Here is a 16,085-nt window from a genome sequence, read left to right on the forward strand (position 1 = left end):
GTGTTTTCACTTGTGAGCTATAACCCCAGGCTATCGGTGTATGTATTGTTTTGACTAGACGCGGCGACGCGGCGTTCCCACACTCGACCCAGGCTTGCGGCTTTACCGCACAGACAAGTCACTCATAACAACTACAAAAACAACGAGGCCCTTCCATGCGAAATGCATTCGTCCGTCGCACATCCCGTCTGTTTCTTGGTTGCACCCTGATCGCCGCCGGCGCCCTCCCCGCGCTGGCTCATGCCTGGCAACCGGACAAGAACGTTGAAATCGTCGTCGCCGGTGGTCCTGGCGGCGGCACCGACCAGCTCGGTCGCCTGATCCAATCGATCATCACCACCCACAAACTGCTCGACGTCAACACCATCGTCCTCAACAAGGGCGGCGGCAACGGCGCCGAAGCGTTTCTCGACATGAAGATGAACAAGGGCGATGCCGAGAAACTGGTGATCGGCACCAACAACATCTATCTGCTGCCACTGGTGTCCAAGCTCGGCTACCAATGGCAGGAACTGACGCCGATTGCCGCCGTGGCCGAGGATGACTTCATTCTCTGGAGCTACAAGGGTGCGCCGTGGAAGGACGCCAAAGGCTTCTACGAAGCAGTCAAGGCTGATCCATCGAACCTGCGCATGGGTGGGAGCCAGTCCAAGGACGTCGACCAGACCCTGACCCTGCTACTCAACCAGACCACCAACAGCAAACTGGTGTACATCCCCTTCAAGAGCGGCAGCGAAGCCGCGACCCAGCTGGCCGGCAAGCACATCGCCGCCAACGTCAACAACCCCAGCGAAAGCATCAGCCAATGGCGCGGCGATCAGGTCGAGCCGCTCTGCGTGTTCAGCAAGGAGCGCATGAGCTACACCGAAAAAGTCGCCGGCGACAAAGCCTGGGCCGACGTCCCGACCTGCCACGAACAGGGCCTGGGCATCGATCAGTACCGCTTCCCGCGCACCGTGTTCATGCCCGGCGACGTCAGCGCCGAGCAGCGTGCGTTCTATGTCGAGCTGATGCGCAAAGTCACCCAGACCGATGAGTTCAAGGCGTACGTGAAGCAGAACGCCCTGGTGCCGACCTTCCTCGAAGGTGAGCCGCTGACCGCCTACATCGAGCAGGACACCGCCCGTGTCACGCCGGTGTTCAAGGAAGCCGGCTGGCTGAAAAACTGACGTTGCCACGGCCGCTCGCTCGCGGGCGGCCGTCACCTGCTGGAGACCTCTTCATGTCCCATTCTTCGGATTCACCGGCGCTGGTCGGCACCCGCTGGGTCGAGCTTGGCCTGACGCTGTTCACCACCCTGATCGGCGTGGTGGTGATGTTCGGCAGCCTCGAACAAGGTATCGGTTGGGGCGATGCCGGCCCCGAGCCGGGTTACTTCCCCTTCTACATCGGTCTGTTATTGAGCGCCGCAAGCGTGGCCAACGGCGTGCTAGCCCTGGTGCGCTGGCAAGCCCTGAGCGTTTCCTTCGTCAGTCGCAGTGCATTCAGGCAAGTAATGTCGGTGTTCGTACCGATTGCACTGTTCGTCGGCGCCATGCCGTTCACCGGCATTTACCTCGCCTCGGCGGCGTTCATTGCCTGGTTCATGTGGCGCGACAGGGTGCGCGCCAAACCTTACGGCAAGTGGATGATCGCCAGCGTGTCCCTCGGCGCGGTGCTCGCCAGCTATCTGATTTTCGCGCTGTGGTTCAAGGTCCCGCTGGATGCAGGTCCCCTGGGCGACTGGATTGCCCTGGCCGGGAGACACTTCAAATGAGCGAATTCGATTCCCTGTTGCAAGGCATGAACCTGATCCTCACCCCAGGCCATATCGGCCTGATGGTGGTCGGTGTATTGCTGGGCATCCTCGTCGGCGTACTGCCCGGCCTCGGCGCCCCCAATGGCGTGGCACTGCTGTTGCCGCTTACGTTCACCATGTCGCCGGTGTCGGCGATCATCCTGCTGTCGTGCATGTATTGGGGGGCGCTGTTCGGTGGTTCGATCACCTCGATCCTGTTCAACATACCCGGTGAGCCCTCATCGGTGGCGACCACCTTCGACGGCTACCCGATGGCCCGCGAAGGGCGTGCTGCCGAAGCCCTGACCGCCGCGTTCAGCTCGGCGCTGATCGGCGCCCTCTGTGGCGTGTTGCTGCTGACCTTCCTGTCAACCCGCATTGCCGAGTTCGCCATGTCGTTCAGCTCGCCGGAATTCTTCGCGGTGTACCTGTTGGCGTTCTGCACCTTCATCGGCATGAGCAAGAACCCGCCATTGAAAACCGTGGTGGCAATGATGATCGGCTTCGCCATGGCGGCAGTCGGCATGGACACCGTGTCCGGCAACCTGCGCCTGACCTTCGACCAGCCGATCCTGATGACCGGCATCAGCTTCGAAGTGGCGGTGATCGGCCTGTTCGGCATCGGTGAAATTCTCTGCACCGTCGAGGAAGGCCTGGTGTTCCGTGGCGAGCATGCACGCATCACGCCGATGGTGATCCTGCGGACCTGGGCGAAACTGCCGCGTTATTGGTGGACGATCGTGCGCAGCACGCTGGTCGGTTGCTGGATGGGGATTACCCCCGGCGGGCCGACGGCGGCTTCCTTCATGAGCTATAGCCTGGCCCGGCGTTTCTCGAAGAACCGCGAGAACTTTGGTAAAGGTGAAGTCGAAGGGGTGATCGCTCCGGAAACCGCCGACCACGCCGCCGGCACCAGCGCCCTGCTGCCGATGCTGACCCTGGGCATTCCGGGTTCCGCCACGGCGGCGGTGATGCTCGGCGGCCTGATGATCTGGGGCCTGCACCCTGGCCCGACGCTGTTCGTCGAACAACACGACTTCGTCTGGGGCCTGATCGCGAGCATGTACCTGGGCAACGTGGTGAGCCTGATCGTGGTATTGGCCACCGTGCCACTGTTCGCCTCGATCCTGCGCATTCCGTTCTCGATCATTGCGCCGATCATCATCATGGTCTGCACCATCGGTGCCTACTCGGTGCACAACTCGTTCTTCGACGTGGTACTGATGCTGGGCTTCGGTGCGCTGGGCTATCTGTTCAAGAAGCTCGGCTACCCCATCGCTCCGCTGGTGTTGGCAGCGGTACTGGGCGACAAGGCCGAAGATGCGTTCCGTCAGTCAATGCTGTTCTCCGACGGGCACATCGGGATTTTCTGGTCCAACCCGCTGGTGGGCAGCCTGACCACGGCAGCCCTCCTGATGTTGTTCTGGCCGTTGATTTCCAAAGCGCTGCAATCGCTGATGGGCTTGCGCAAATCCCCTGTCGCCAAGCCAAAATCGGTGCTGTGACACAGCAATGCTGGCAACGCCTGACATTTGTTGTCAGGCTTGCCGCAGTCTTTCTTGCGAGTGCGACCCATGACCCGAATTCCTGACGCCAATGTGATCCACAGCCGACTGCGACTGCGCCAGCTGCGGCTGATGCTGGCGTTACAGGAGTTCGGCTCGTTGCGCCGCGCTGCCGACCACATCGGCATGACGCAACCGGCGGCAACCAAAATGCTGCACGAGGCCGAGGACCTGCTCGGCGTCGAACTCTTCGAGCGTCTGCCCCGGGGCATGCGCTCGACTCCGTTCGGTGAAACCGTCATCTACTACGCGCGCATGGTCTTTGCCGAGCTCAGCGGCATGCGCGAGGAACTGGTGGCGCTGGAGTCCGGCAACCTTGGCCGGGTCGCCGTTGGCGCCATTCCGGCGTTGGCGTCGGGGTTGCTGACTCGCACCATCGCCACCTTGAAACAGAGCCATCCACGGTTATCCATGAGCATTCAGGTCGACACCAGCGACGTGCTGGTGCAGGCGCTGTTGCAGGATCAACTGGACGTGGTGCTCGGGCGAATCCCGGTAGGGGCGCGAGCCGAAGAATTGCTCTTCGACAGTCTGGGTGAAGAAGCCTTGTGCGTGATTTGCGGCGCACAAAATCCCTTGGCGCAGGAGACCCAACTGACCTGGGCCGAATTGCAGAACCAGACGTGGGTACTGCAACAGCATCCGAGCCCGATGCGCGCGATCATCAATCAGGTGTTCCACAACGCCCGGGTCGATATCCCCAGCAGCATCGTCGAAACCACTTCGATCATGACCTTGCTCTCGCTGATCCAGCAGACCGACATGCTCGGCGTGACGCCGGTATCGGTGGTCGAGGATTACCCGGGTCGTGATCTGTTGGCGGTGTTGCCGATCAAGTTCGAAGCACGACTGCCGCCGTACGGGTTGATCACCCGGCGTCATCGCATTCAATCATCGGCGATGCAGGCGTTCATGAATTCGGTGCGGGCCGAGCATGCCCATTCGCTCCCCCTGTAGGAGCGAGCCTGCTCGCGATGGACGTCAACGATAACGAGTGCTGTCTGAATGATCGCGTTGTCTGGAAGTCCATCGTCGGAACGCCGCCCGGAGACAAGCTCGCTCCTACAGGAGAACGAAGGCCCGAAGCAATGCCTCGGGCCTTTGCGCATTCAGCCTGTTTTACGGAACACAAACACCAGGCCGACGATGATCAACAGCATGCCCAGCATGCTCAACGTCGCCAAACGATTGCCGAAAAACACATAGTCCATCACCGCCGTCACCGCTGGCACCAGGTAAAACAGACTGGTGACATTCACCAGATTGCCTCGGGCGATCAAGCGATACAGCAGCAAGGTCGCCAGCACCGACACCACCAGCCCCATCCACAACACCGGCACGACAAAGCCGCTGTTGTGCTCGAAGTGAAACGGCTGGAACGGCACAAAGATCCCGCAGAGCAACAACCCCGCCAGGTACTGCACCGGTAGCGTCCCCAGTGGATTGTCGGTGATGCGCTTCTGCATGATCGAGCCGAACGTCATGCTCGCCAACGCCAGCAAACCGAAAAGCATCCCGGCCAGCGACATGCCGGCCAGGCCGATGCCCTGATAAACCACCATGATTAATCCGGCCAGCCCCAGGGTCAGACCGAACATCCGACTGGCCGAGCGCTGACGCTCCATGATCACCACCGTGAGAATCGGTTGCACACCCATGATTGTCGCCATGACCCCCGGCGTGACTTTCAGGTCCAGGGCCAGCAGATAGAAAATCTGATAAGCCCCCAGCAACACCACCCCGGTGGCCATCGCATACAGCATCGGTTTTCCGCCCTTGGGCAACTTCAGCTTGAGCAACGGCACCAGCAGCAACAAACCGCACAAGGCGATGACAAAACGAATCAGCAGAAAGGCAAAGGGCGCCGCATGGGCTAACCCCCATTTGGAGAAAATCGCCCCGCTGCTCCACAGCAGGACGAACAGGCTCGTGGAAGCCGCCGCGAGCGCGGACTTTTGAGTAAGGACAAACATGAATACCACCTGTAGTCAGGCAAAGAGCCAACTCAGCCGAAGCTGAAATTCAGTAGGTTTTTTCAGGCGGGTGCAGGGTCAGCAGAAAAACGCTGATCAGCCCCGAACACCAACGCCCGGCGGTGATACGACTGCGCACACCGGCGTGCTACTGACAGGTGGAGGGTAATGACTGATCTGCACAGGCTGCTGATTCCCGCACGGCACGACGCCAGCGTTGACCGCTGAATCGACTACCGCGTTGTTAGGGAATGCAGGCATGGGCTGATCTTTATTCGAGGGATAAAAAGTGAGTTCTGGAACTCACAGTGCGCCGACTATAACTAGCGTTCGACATGGATTGCAATAAGTGGACAGGCTTCCTGTGGGAGCGAGCCTGCTCGCGATGGTCTCAAGGGCTCCGCGTTCATCCAGGATGCTCGCGTCATCGTTCACGTCCATCGCGAGCAGGCTCGCTCCTACAGGGGTATCAACCGAATAGCCAATAACCCAATAACGTCAGCACGACTACCGCCAACACCGGTCGCAAAACCCGATAAGCCTTGGGATTGCGCCGCTTCCACTGCTTGACCATACCGCTAATCTTGTCGCTGAAATTCTTGCTCCATGCGTAAGCCCGGTTGATCCCGCCAACCCGCTCCTCATCGAGGTTCTGCGGCGCGGTGGCGCGTCCCAGAAAAGCACTGATCGAGCGGTTGATGCGCGTCATCAGGCGATTGCTCAGCGGTCGCTCGATATCGCAGAACAGGATGACCCGGGTTTTGTCGGTTTCATTCTTGACCCAATGCACATAGGTCTCATCGAACATTACATCCTCACCGTCACGCCAGGCGTAGACCTGACCGTCGACGAAAATGCGGCAATCATCAGAATTGGGTGTGGACAAACCCAGGTGGTAACGCAGGGAGCCACCAAACGGGTCGCGGTGCGGGTTAAGGTGACTGCCACCCGGCAACAGGGCAAACATGGCGCCTTTGACATTGGGAATGCTGCTGACCAGCTCCACGGTTTTCGGGCACAGCAATTCGGCTGAAGGCAGCGGTTTGTCGTACCACTTGAGATAGAAACGTTTCCAGCCCTTCTTGAAGAAGGAGCCGAAACCGGCGTCGTTGTTCTTTTCCGCAGCGCGGATATAACCCTCATCGAACAGGTGCATCGCTTCGTCGCGAATGATTTCCCAATGGTCCTTGAGCACGTCCAGTTCAGGAAACCTGCTGCGGTCCAGATAGGGCTTGGAAGGTACACTGGAGAATAGATACATCAACGCGTTATACGGTGCGAACAACGCCGAGTGGTTGACGAACTGACGCAAGACCGGCAACCGCGCCTTGCCGCGTAAATGCACATAAAGCGTACTGCCTAGAAACAGCAGCAACACTGAAGCCTTCGCGACAAAGGAAAAGGTCATCAACAACTCCTTGGTATTAGACACTTTGCTCAACGCCATTTGCCCGGCGTTGCTGCCAGCATGATAACCACTGCCAACTTGGGGAAAAACCCGTCTGTCGCAACATTCAGTATTAAGGATTGTGCAATAAACCTTTCTTAACACGACGCATCTGAACGCCCGCTGACCAGCGTCATGTATCCGTATTCTGAGCGCTGTACGGTCTATCGCGGGCAATCCGGTTTGCCCACGATAGACCGTACAGCTGGCTACCATCAAAACGTTACTGCTGGTTCTCCTGCTCGGTAAACAGATCGCTGAACAGCATGCTCGACAGGTAGCGCTCCCCGGAATCCGGGAGGATCACCACGATCGTCTTGCCCTGCATTTCCGGGGTCTCGGCCAACCGCACCGCCACCGCCATCGCCGCGCCGCAGGAAATACCGCACAGAATCCCTTCTTCCTGCATCAAACGCAGGGCCATGGCTTTGGACTCTTCATCGCTGACCAACTCCACCCGGTCAACGATCGACAGGTCCAGGTTCTTGGGTACGAAACCGGCACCGATCCCCTGGATCTTATGCGGGCTCGGCTTGATTTCCTCACCGGCCAGCGCCTGACTGATCACTGGCGAAACAGCCGGCTCCACCGCCACCGAGAGGATCGGTTTGCCCTGGGTATTCTTGATATACCGCGAAACGCCGGTGATGGTTCCGCCCGTTCCGACGCCTGCCACCAGCACATCAACGGCACCATCGGTGTCGTTCCAGATCTCGGGGCCGGTGGTTTTTTCGTGGATGGCCGGGTTGGCCGGATTATCGAACTGCGCCGGCATGAAGTACTTGGATGGATCGCTGGCAACGATTTCACCCGCCTTCTCGATCGCGCCTTTCATGCCCTTGGCCGGCTCGGTCAGCACCAGTTCCGCCCCCAAGGCCTTGAGTACCTTGCGTCGCTCGATGCTCATGGACGAAGGCATGGTCAGCATCAATTTATAACCTCGCGCCGCGGCGACGAAGGCCAGGCCGATGCCGGTATTGCCGGAGGTCGGTTCGACAATGGTCATGCCAGGCTTGAGTTTGCCGGTGCTCTCGGCGTCCCAGATCATGTTCGCGCCAATCCGGCACTTGACCGAATACCCCGGGTTGCGCCCTTCGATCTTGGCCAGGATGGTTACACCGCGCGGGGCGATACGGTTGATCTGCACCAGCGGCGTGTTGCCGATGGAATGGGCGTTGTCAGCAAAAATACGGCTCATGGCTGGGTCCTTGATACAGCATTCAATAAGCGCACAAAGGTAAGCCTGTTGCCGATGGGCGTCCAGTCAGGTCGAACGTCCAGATATCAGCGCAGTCAATGGCTTTAGATCGCCAGAGATTTTCCGCCATGAAACGTCGATACCGCTGGCCTTTATGGACCCTCGCCGGCCTCGTTGCGCTGCTGGTTGCCCTGCACTTCGCCCTGCCCTGGCTGGTGCGTGACTACCTCAATGACAAACTGGCGAACATGGGGGATTACCGCGGCCAGATAGCGGACGTGGACCTGGCCCTGTGGCGCGGAGCCTACAAAATCAATGGACTGAAAATCGTCAAGGTCGACGGCAAGGTGCCGGTGCCGTTCGTCAATGCGCCGTTGATCGACCTTTCGGTCAGTTGGCACTCCCTCTGGCACGACCATGCGGTGGTGGCCGAAGTGTTGTTCATCAACCCCGAAGTCAATTTCGTCGACGGTGGCGCCAACAAACAGAACTCCCTGACGGGTGAAGGCACCGACTGGCGTGCCCAATTGGGGAAACTGCTCCCCATCACTTTGAACGAAGTGCGGATCGATGACGGCAAGATCAGTTTTCGCAACTTCAATTCCAAGCCCCCCGTGAACATGAATGCCACAAAGGTCGACGCCAGCATTTACAACCTGACCAATGTGGTCGACACCCAAGGCAAACGCGACGCCCGCTTCGAAGGCAAGGCACTGCTATTGGGGCATGCACCACTGGAAACCAGCGCCACGTTCGACCCGTTGAGCAACTTCGAAGACTTCCAGTTTCGTCTGCGAGCCAGGGACATCGAACTTAAGCGGATGAACGACTTCGCTTCGGCCTACGGCAAGTTCGATTTCAATGCCGGCCACGGTGATGTGGTGATCGAGGCGCAAGCTCAAAAAGCCAAACTGACCGGTTACATCAAACCGCTGCTGAGGGATGTCGACGTTTTCAACTGGCAACAAGACGTGGAAAACAAGGACAAGGGGATTTTCCGATCCATCTGGGAAGCCATCGTCGGCGGCTCCGAAACCGTGCTGAAAAACCAGGGCAAGAACCAGTTTGCCACCCGCGTCGAACTGAAAGGCAATGTACACCGGCAAGATATCAGCGCATTTCAGGCGTTTTTGCAGATTTTACGCAATGGTTTCATCGAGGCGTTCAATGCCCGCTATGAACGACCAAAGCCGGATGCCGGTTAACGCTTACGCGTGACGGTATAGCGGCCAGTCTCCTCAGCCGCCCGGGATGTTCCGGATTGCTGCTGCAGGAAATCCCAGCCCAGACAAGCCAGGGCCAGGGAACGTGGCACCGCTTCCCGACCGCTGCTGTATCGGCTGATGCTGCGAGTACTCACCCCCAAGGCTTCAGCGGCCTGATTGAGCGGCAAACCCGTGCGAGCGCGCCAGTCGATGAAAATCCGGGTGTTTTCGTCCGATGCGTTTTGCGCGAGTGCATCCAGGTACAGAGTGTCGGCGCCGATCTGGATATCCGCTTCAGGCCACTCCACACACCAGCCATCATCGCCCAATACCGCACCGTCAAAGGCGCTCCCCAGCAGTGGCTGTAACCCGGGAAAGGCCAACAGGTCGTGGCTCAGATCAAGGGTCAGCTGTTGACCATCAATAAACGTCAGCGCCAAGTGGTAATCCGGCAATACCCGCACCGCCAATAGCCGTGGTCGTTTCATGGGTAACATCGTTTCCAATACTCCAGCAATTGCGCCTGATGGGCCCTGACCCACTCCAGCGCTTCCTTGATAATCAGCGGCGGTGCCTTGCCCATCATCACCTCGACGGTTTCCAGGCTGAGCATCACATCCAGCCCGCCGCCGGTCAGATGGACGTGGGGTGGCGGATAATCCTTCTCGCGCAACTGAATACGGTACGTATCTCGAAATCGATATTTAGTAGACATGACGGGCAAGCTATCGCCAATATGGCGATAGCTCAATGCTGGCCTGTCGCCGATACTGAGTCAAGTTGTGACGCCCCATTCAGAGACTGAATAAGCCGTCTGCGTTCACAGTCGACCGGACACCGCGTTATAGTCAGGGCTGACCATTTATTGCGCTCCGCCCTGCCTCGTTCAGGTCGGCATTTTCGTTCGAGGATTAGCAGATGAAGTTCGAAGGCACCCAGGCCTACGTCGCCACCGATGACCTGAAGCTGGCGGTCAACGCCGCCATCACCCTGGAGCGGCCGCTGCTGGTCAAGGGCGAGCCGGGCACCGGCAAGACCATGCTCGCCGAGCAACTGGCCGAATCCTTTGGCGCCAAGCTGATTACCTGGCACATCAAATCCACCACCAAAGCCCATCAGGGACTCTACGAATACGACGCGGTCAGCCGTCTGCGCGATTCGCAGCTGGGCGTGGACAAGGTCCACGACGTGCGCAACTACCTGAAAAAGGGCAAGCTCTGGGAAGCCTTCGAGTCCGACGAGCGGGTGATCCTGCTGATCGATGAAATCGACAAGGCCGACATCGAGTTCCCCAACGACTTGCTGCAAGAACTCGACAAGATGGAGTTCTACGTTTACGAGATCGACGAGACGATCAAGGCCAAGAAGCGCCCGATCATCATCATTACCTCGAACAACGAAAAAGAACTGCCGGATGCCTTCCTGCGCCGCTGCTTCTTCCATTACATCGCCTTTCCTGACCGCGTCACACTGCAGAAAATCGTCGATGTTCACTACCCGGACATCAAGAAGGACCTGGTCAGCGAAGCGCTGGACGTGTTTTTCGACGTACGTAAGGTGCCGGGCCTGAAGAAGAAGCCTTCGACCTCCGAACTGGTGGACTGGCTCAAGCTGCTGATGGCCGACAACATTGGCGAAGCGGTGCTGCGCGAACGCGATCCAACCAAGGCCATCCCGCCGCTGGCTGGCGCTTTGGTGAAGAACGAACAGGACGTGCAATTGCTTGAACGCCTGGCGTTCATGAGCCGTCGCGGTACTCGCTAAGAGGCTGATCGCCATGTTGCTCAACCTGTTCAATGAAATGCGCGCCGCCAAGGTCCCGGTCTCGGTACGCGAGCTGCTGGACCTGATCAACGCGCTGAAACAGCGCGTGACCTTCGCCGACATGGACGAGTTTTATTACTTGGCCCGGGCGATCCTGGTGAAGGACGAACGGCATTTCGACAAGTTCGACCGGGCCTTTGGCGCCTACTTCAATGGCCTGGAAAAACTCGACGACCACTTGCAGGCACTGATTCCGGAAGACTGGCTGCGCAAGGAGTTCGAACGCTCCCTAACCGATGAAGAGCGGGCGGCGATCCAGTCCCTCGGTGGCCTGGACAAATTGATCGAAGAGTTCAAGAAACGCCTGGAAGAACAGAAGGAACGCCATGCTGGTGGCAACAAGTGGATTGGCACCGGTGGCACCAGTCCGTTCGGCTCCGGTGGTTTCAACCCGGAAGGCATTCGGGTCGGCGATGCCGGCAAGCGCCAGGGCAGAGCCGTCAAGGTCTGGGATCAACGCGAGTACAAGAACCTCGATGACTCAGTGGAGCTGGGCACGCGCAACATCAAGGTCGCCCTGCGCCGCCTGCGCAAGTTCGCCCGCCAGGGGGCGGCGGAAGAGCTGGACATCGACGGCACCATCGACCACACCGCCAAGGATGCCGGGCTGCTGAATATCCAGATGCGGCCCGAGCGGCGCAACACCGTGAAGTTGTTGCTGCTGTTCGACATCGGCGGTTCGATGGACGCTCACGTGAAGATCTGCGAAGAGCTGTTCTCGGCCTGCAAGACCGAGTTCAAGCACCTGGAGTACTTCTACTTCCATAACTTCATTTATGAATCGGTGTGGAAGAACAACATGCGCCGCACGTCCGAGCGCACCTCGACCATGGACTTGCTGCACAAATACGGCGCCGACTACAAAGTGATCTTCATCGGCGACGCCGCCATGGCGCCCTACGAAATCACCCAGGCGGGCGGTAGCGTCGAGCACTGGAACGAAGAAGCCGGTTACGTGTGGATGCAGCGTTTCAAGGAGAAGTACAAGAAGCTCATCTGGATCAACCCGTATCCGAAAGACACCTGGGGCTATACCTCGTCGACGAACATTGTTCGGGATTTAATCGAGGACCAGATGTATCCGCTGACGTTGCGGGGGTTGGAGGAAGGGATGCGGTTTCTTTCCAAGTAGCCTTTGTTGTCCTTTCGGGCGCTTTCGCGAGCAGGCTCGCTCCCACAGTAGACCGGCGTACGCCACACCAATGTGGGAGCGAGCCTGCTCGCGAAGCTCTTAGCCGATTGAAAACCTGCGCAAATACTCGACCTGCTCCCGATGTGCCACTTCCTGCACCACCGGCCGCAACCGCACCTGCGCCCCCGGCAGGCATTGCGCCAACCGGGCCAGCGCCAACGGCGTCAACGCTCCCAAACGCGGATAACCACCTATGGTCTGCCGATCATTGAGCAACACGATCGGCTGCCCGTCCGGTGGCACCTGGACCGCGCCCAGCGGGATCCCTTCGGAAATCATCGGTTTGCCCAGATAGTGCAATGCCGGACCCAACAGACGAATGCCCATCCGGTCACCGCGACTATCGAGGTTCCACACGCTGTTGAACGCATCGAACAGGCTTTGCCCGCTGAACTCGCCGATTTGCGCACCGAGTACCAGGTCCAACGGCGCATCAAGGTTAAGGTTCGGTCGCTGTTGCGCCGTCAACTCTCTCAGCAACAACACTGAACTGCCCGAATAGCTCAAGCACGCACCTTTACCCAGCGCACGCCCCATGCCATCCAGACCACCGAGCTCTTCACGGACCACCGTCGCACTACTGCCCAACACTTTCGGTGCATCGAAACCACCCGGCGCGGCCAGATAGGCGCGAGCACCGAGCAATGGCTGGGTGAATTGCAGACGTTGCCCTTTGCGTAACCGGAAACTGCGCCAGGGTGCCAGCGACTCGCCGTCCACCTGCGCCCCCAGATCCGCCCCGGCCAGCGCCAGCACGCAATCCTCGTCCGCCACCACGGCAAACCCGCCCAAGGCAATTTCGATGACGGGAGCATCCAGCCCGTTACCCAGCAACCAGTTGGCCCAGGCCATCGACCGCCAATCCAGCCCACCACCCTGGGTCACGCCCAGATGGCGCACGCCGAATCGACCGGCGTCCTGCAACAGGCACAGCGGCGTACTCGCCTCAATCGTCAGACGGCTCATGCCAGGGCCTCCAGAGGGGTGTCGTCGCCACCCAGCTTGATGAACTCGGCGTGATCGACGGCTTCGAAGCGCACGGTGTCCCCCGGTTGCATCAGGCTGTAGCCATCGCGGTTGCGGTCGAACAATCTGGCCGGGGTGCGACCGATCAGGTTCCAGCCACCCGGCGACACCACTGGATAGGCCGCCGTTTGTCGTTCAGCGATGCCGACACTGCCGGCGGCGACTTTCTTGCGTGGCGTGTTCAGGCGCGGAGCGGCGAGCACTTCTTCCACCAGCCCCATGAAGGCAAATCCCGGTGCGAAGCCGAGCGCGAACACCTGATATTCACGCTCGCTGTGACGGCGAATCACCTCTTGCACCGCCAGCCCACTGCGCTGCGACAGCAGCGTCAGCTCCGGGCCGACGCTCAAGTCATACCAGACCGGCAACACATGGCAGGTGCCGCGGGTACGCGCGTTAGGGGTCAAATCGATCAAGGCTTCGCCGATCAATTCCCGCGCCTGGACCGGAGTGAACGCCATCAGGTCGTAATGCACCATCAAGGTCGTGTAGGACGGCACCAGATCGATCAGGTGTTCACCGAACGCCGCCCGCAGGCTTTCGCTGGCCGCCAGCATCCAGGGCATGTTGGCCTCGGCGATTTCGTCGAACAGACGCACCATCAGGCAATCGAGCGCAACCACTTCCACCCGCAGCTTCATGACGCGCTCTGCTCATTCAAGGCCTGACGGATACGTTGTACGGCCGCGACCGAACTGGCGTTGTCGCCGTGCACGCACAGGGTGTTGGCCTGCAAATGCAAGGCACTGCCGTCACTGGCCGTGAGGTGATCGCCACGGGCAATGATCAATGCCTGCTCGATGATTTTCTCCGGATCGTGATGCACCGCCCCCGGCAGGCTTCGCGAAACCAGCCGGCCTTCACTGTCGTAGGCACGATCGGCAAAGGCCTCGAACCACAGGGTCACGCCGTACTCATCGCCCAACTGCTGTGCGGCGCTGTTGTCGCGGGTGGCCATCAACATCAATGGCAAGTTTCGGTCATAAGCGGCCACGGCCTGCAGCACCGCACGCAACTGCGCCGGGTTGGCCATCATGTCGTTATACATCGCGCCGTGGGGTTTGACGTAGCTGACCCGACCGCCCTGGGCACGGCAAATGCCATCAAGGGCGCCGATCTGGTAATGCAGGATGTCCTGGAGCTCCTGGGCGGCATAGGCCATGGAACGGCGGCCGAATCCCACCAGGTCCTGATAGGCCGGATGTGCGCCGATCTTCACGCCATGGCTAAGGGCGAGGCTGACGGTTTTGCGCATGATGCTCGGGTCGCCGGCATGGAAACCGCAGGCGATGTTGGCGCAATCGATGAAGGGCATGACCTCCGCGTCCAGACCCATGGTCCAGCTGCCGAAACTCTCGCCGATGTCGCAGTTCAATAGCAGGCGGCTCACGATGAACACTCCTGTAGGCTTTATTCTTTTTAGCTGCGGGACATATCCGTAGGACATGCCCGCAGGTTATCAGTTACTGGGCGTCGAGTTGTTTGCCGCGGGTTTCCGGCAGGCTCAGGGCGGCGAGGATCACGACCCCGTAGGATACCGCTGCAAAGGCACCGATCCCCACGCTCAGCGGCACGGTCTGGCTGAGCAGGCCGATCAGCAGCGGAAACAACGCCGCCAGCGCCCGGCCGATGTTGTAGCAAAAACCCTGGCCCGAACCACGAATGCGCGTCGGGAACAGCTCGGTCAAAAACGCACCCATGCCACTGAAAATGCCCGAGGCGAAGAAGCCCAGCGGAAAGCCCAGCCACAGCATCACGCCGTTACTGACCGGCATCTGCGTATAGAGCAAAACGATGGTGAACGAACCGACCGCGAACAGGATGAAGTTCTTTTTTCGCCCGAGGATGTCGGTCAAATAAGCGCTGATGACGTAGCCAACGTAGGAACCGATGATCACCATCGCCAGATAACCGCTGGTATTGAGTACGCTCAAACCCCGTTCGTTCTTCAGAAAGGTCGGCAGCCAGGACGTGATCGCGTAATAGCCGCCCAGCGCACCGGTGGTCAGCAGCGAAGCGCGAATGGTGGTGAAGAGCATGCCGGGGGCGAAAATCTCGTAAAACTTCGAAGGATTGCTCGGTGCTTCCTTGGCCTTGGCTTCACGGTAGATTTCCGGGTCCTTGACCAGACGGCGAACGAAGATGACGAAGATCGCCGGCACGATGCCGAGGATGAACAGTGCGCGCCACGCGTCTTCCGGTGGCAACAGCGAGAACAGCAGCGCATACAGGATCGCCGTCAGGCCCCAGCCCAATGCCCAGCCGGACTGCACCATACCCACCGCCTTGCCACGGTCCTTGGCCCGAATGACTTCACCGATCAGCACCGCGCCGGCCGTCCACTCGCCGCCAAAACCGAAGCCCATCAGGGTGCGTGCGACGAGCAGTTGTTCATAGTTCTGGGCGAAACCGCAGAGGAAGGTGAAGAAGGCAAACCACAGCACCGTCAGTTGCAATGTACGAACGCGACCGATGCGATCGGAGAGAATGCCTGCGACCCAACCACCGATGGCCGAAGCGATCAGCGTGCTGGTGTGAATCAGTCCGGCCTGACCGGTAGTGATGCCCCACATGGCAATCAGGGTGGGCACCACGAAGCTGAGCATCTGGGTGTCCATGCCGTCCAGGCCATAGCCGATCTTGCAGCTCCAGAAGGTGCGGCGTTCCTGCTGATTGATGTTGCGATACCAGTCGAAAGGTCCCGGGCGAGCCGTGGCTTTCGAAATGGCGGTAGTGTCGGGCGCACTCATGGCGAATCTCCGCGCTGATTTTATTGGTATTGTTCTGAGCCCCGACGACGCCTATCGTGGGAACCGGATGGCCTGATTCTTGGGCGCACCACCCTGCTGCGTCCAACTAATAAAATCCCGCCTTAGGC

At 59.5% G+C, this 16,085-nt stretch carries 16 protein-coding genes; 7 read left to right on the forward strand and 9 right to left on the reverse strand.

Features of this window, described 5'->3' with window-relative positions; translation table 11 throughout:
- Positions 1 to 155: 155 nt before the first annotated feature.
- The 4 genes from ACSFE6_RS06635 (at position 156) to ACSFE6_RS06650 (ending at position 4,299) form a co-directional block, all read left to right on the forward strand.
- Positions 156 to 1,169 (forward strand): Bug family tripartite tricarboxylate transporter substrate binding protein, encoded by a 1,014-nt coding sequence (locus ACSFE6_RS06635; RefSeq protein ID WP_435426846.1) that lies wholly within the window; start codon positions 156 to 158, stop codon positions 1,167 to 1,169.
- Positions 1,170 to 1,222: 53 nt separating this feature from the next.
- Entirely contained in the window at positions 1,223 to 1,756 is a 534-nt protein-coding gene (locus ACSFE6_RS06640) for a tripartite tricarboxylate transporter TctB family protein (RefSeq protein WP_435426847.1), read from the forward strand.
- Entirely contained in the window at positions 1,753 to 3,282 is a 1,530-nt protein-coding gene (locus tag ACSFE6_RS06645) for a tripartite tricarboxylate transporter permease (RefSeq protein WP_435426848.1), read from the forward strand. Before ACSFE6_RS06640 ends, ACSFE6_RS06645 begins: the two co-directional genes overlap by 4 nt.
- Positions 3,283 to 3,351: 69 nt before the next feature.
- Positions 3,352 to 4,299: a LysR family transcriptional regulator gene (locus tag ACSFE6_RS06650; protein ID WP_435426849.1), complete on the forward strand. Its 948-nt coding sequence runs from the start codon at positions 3,352 to 3,354 to the stop codon at positions 4,297 to 4,299.
- A 152-nt stretch (positions 4,300 to 4,451) separates the two neighbouring features.
- On the opposite strand, the gene ACSFE6_RS06655 is transcribed toward ACSFE6_RS06650, so the two are convergent.
- From ACSFE6_RS06655 to cysK, 3 genes are all read right to left on the reverse strand, one after another.
- A complete protein-coding gene (locus ACSFE6_RS06655; protein ID WP_435426850.1) occupies positions 4,452 to 5,315 on the reverse strand; it encodes a DMT family transporter in 864 nt (287 codons plus the stop codon).
- A gap of 469 nt (positions 5,316 to 5,784) precedes the next feature.
- Entirely contained in the window at positions 5,785 to 6,723 is a 939-nt protein-coding gene (locus ACSFE6_RS06660) for an aspartyl/asparaginyl beta-hydroxylase domain-containing protein (RefSeq protein ID WP_435426851.1), read from the reverse strand.
- Between the two features lie 262 nt (positions 6,724 to 6,985).
- Positions 6,986 to 7,960 carry a cysteine synthase A gene (gene cysK / locus ACSFE6_RS06665; protein ID WP_435426852.1) on the reverse strand — a complete coding sequence of 325 codons (975 nt, stop codon included), beginning with the start codon at positions 7,958 to 7,960 and terminating at the stop codon, positions 6,986 to 6,988.
- A gap of 98 nt (positions 7,961 to 8,058) precedes the next feature.
- On the opposite strand from cysK, the gene ACSFE6_RS06670 reads away from it, so the two are divergent.
- Positions 8,059 to 9,165 carry a DUF748 domain-containing protein gene (locus ACSFE6_RS06670; RefSeq protein ID WP_435426853.1) on the forward strand — a complete coding sequence of 369 codons (1,107 nt, stop codon included), beginning with the start codon at positions 8,059 to 8,061 and terminating at the stop codon, positions 9,163 to 9,165.
- Here the strand turns inward: ACSFE6_RS06670 and ACSFE6_RS06675 are convergent.
- Together ACSFE6_RS06675 and ACSFE6_RS06680 are read right to left on the reverse strand one after the other, a co-directional pair.
- Positions 9,162 to 9,662 (reverse strand): DUF2442 domain-containing protein, encoded by a 501-nt coding sequence (locus ACSFE6_RS06675; RefSeq protein WP_435426854.1) that lies wholly within the window; start codon positions 9,660 to 9,662, stop codon positions 9,162 to 9,164. The two genes, ACSFE6_RS06670 and ACSFE6_RS06675, sit on opposite strands and share 4 nt — an antisense overlap.
- Complete coding sequence (locus ACSFE6_RS06680; protein ID WP_435426855.1) at positions 9,650 to 9,880, reverse strand: DUF4160 domain-containing protein; 231 nt, start codon at positions 9,878 to 9,880, stop codon at positions 9,650 to 9,652. Before ACSFE6_RS06680 ends, ACSFE6_RS06675 begins: the two co-directional genes overlap by 13 nt.
- A gap of 203 nt (positions 9,881 to 10,083) precedes the next feature.
- On the opposite strand from ACSFE6_RS06680, the gene ACSFE6_RS06685 reads away from it, so the two are divergent.
- On the forward strand, positions 10,084 to 10,929 hold the full coding sequence (locus ACSFE6_RS06685; protein ID WP_435426856.1) for an AAA family ATPase: 846 nt from the start codon (positions 10,084 to 10,086) through the stop codon (positions 10,927 to 10,929).
- A gap of 13 nt (positions 10,930 to 10,942) precedes the next feature.
- Positions 10,943 to 12,121, forward strand: coding sequence for a vWA domain-containing protein (locus ACSFE6_RS06690; RefSeq protein ID WP_435426857.1), 1,179 nt, complete (start codon positions 10,943 to 10,945; stop codon positions 12,119 to 12,121).
- A 99-nt stretch (positions 12,122 to 12,220) separates the two neighbouring features.
- Here the strand turns inward: ACSFE6_RS06690 and ACSFE6_RS06695 are convergent, their stop codons facing one another.
- From ACSFE6_RS06695 to ACSFE6_RS06710, 4 genes are all read right to left on the reverse strand, one after another.
- Positions 12,221 to 13,147, reverse strand: a complete 927-nt coding sequence (locus tag ACSFE6_RS06695; protein WP_435426858.1) for a biotin-dependent carboxyltransferase family protein — start codon at positions 13,145 to 13,147, stop codon at positions 12,221 to 12,223.
- A complete protein-coding gene (locus tag ACSFE6_RS06700; RefSeq protein ID WP_435426859.1) occupies positions 13,144 to 13,848 on the reverse strand; it encodes a 5-oxoprolinase subunit B family protein in 705 nt (234 codons plus the stop codon). The genes ACSFE6_RS06695 and ACSFE6_RS06700 overlap by 4 nt, the downstream gene beginning before the upstream one ends.
- The gene (locus tag ACSFE6_RS06705) at positions 13,845 to 14,597 is read right to left on the reverse strand and encodes a 5-oxoprolinase subunit PxpA (protein ID WP_435426860.1); all 753 of its coding nucleotides are present in this window, start codon (positions 14,595 to 14,597) and stop codon (positions 13,845 to 13,847) included. The genes ACSFE6_RS06700 and ACSFE6_RS06705 overlap by 4 nt, the downstream gene beginning before the upstream one ends.
- A gap of 73 nt (positions 14,598 to 14,670) precedes the next feature.
- Complete coding sequence (locus tag ACSFE6_RS06710) at positions 14,671 to 15,957, reverse strand: MFS transporter (protein ID WP_435426861.1); 1,287 nt, start codon at positions 15,955 to 15,957, stop codon at positions 14,671 to 14,673.
- Positions 15,958 to 16,085 lie beyond the last annotated feature (128 nt).

It is taken from the genome of Pseudomonas baetica (assembly GCF_051216495.1).
GTDB classification, from domain to species: domain Bacteria; phylum Pseudomonadota; class Gammaproteobacteria; order Pseudomonadales; family Pseudomonadaceae; genus Aquipseudomonas; species Aquipseudomonas baetica_B.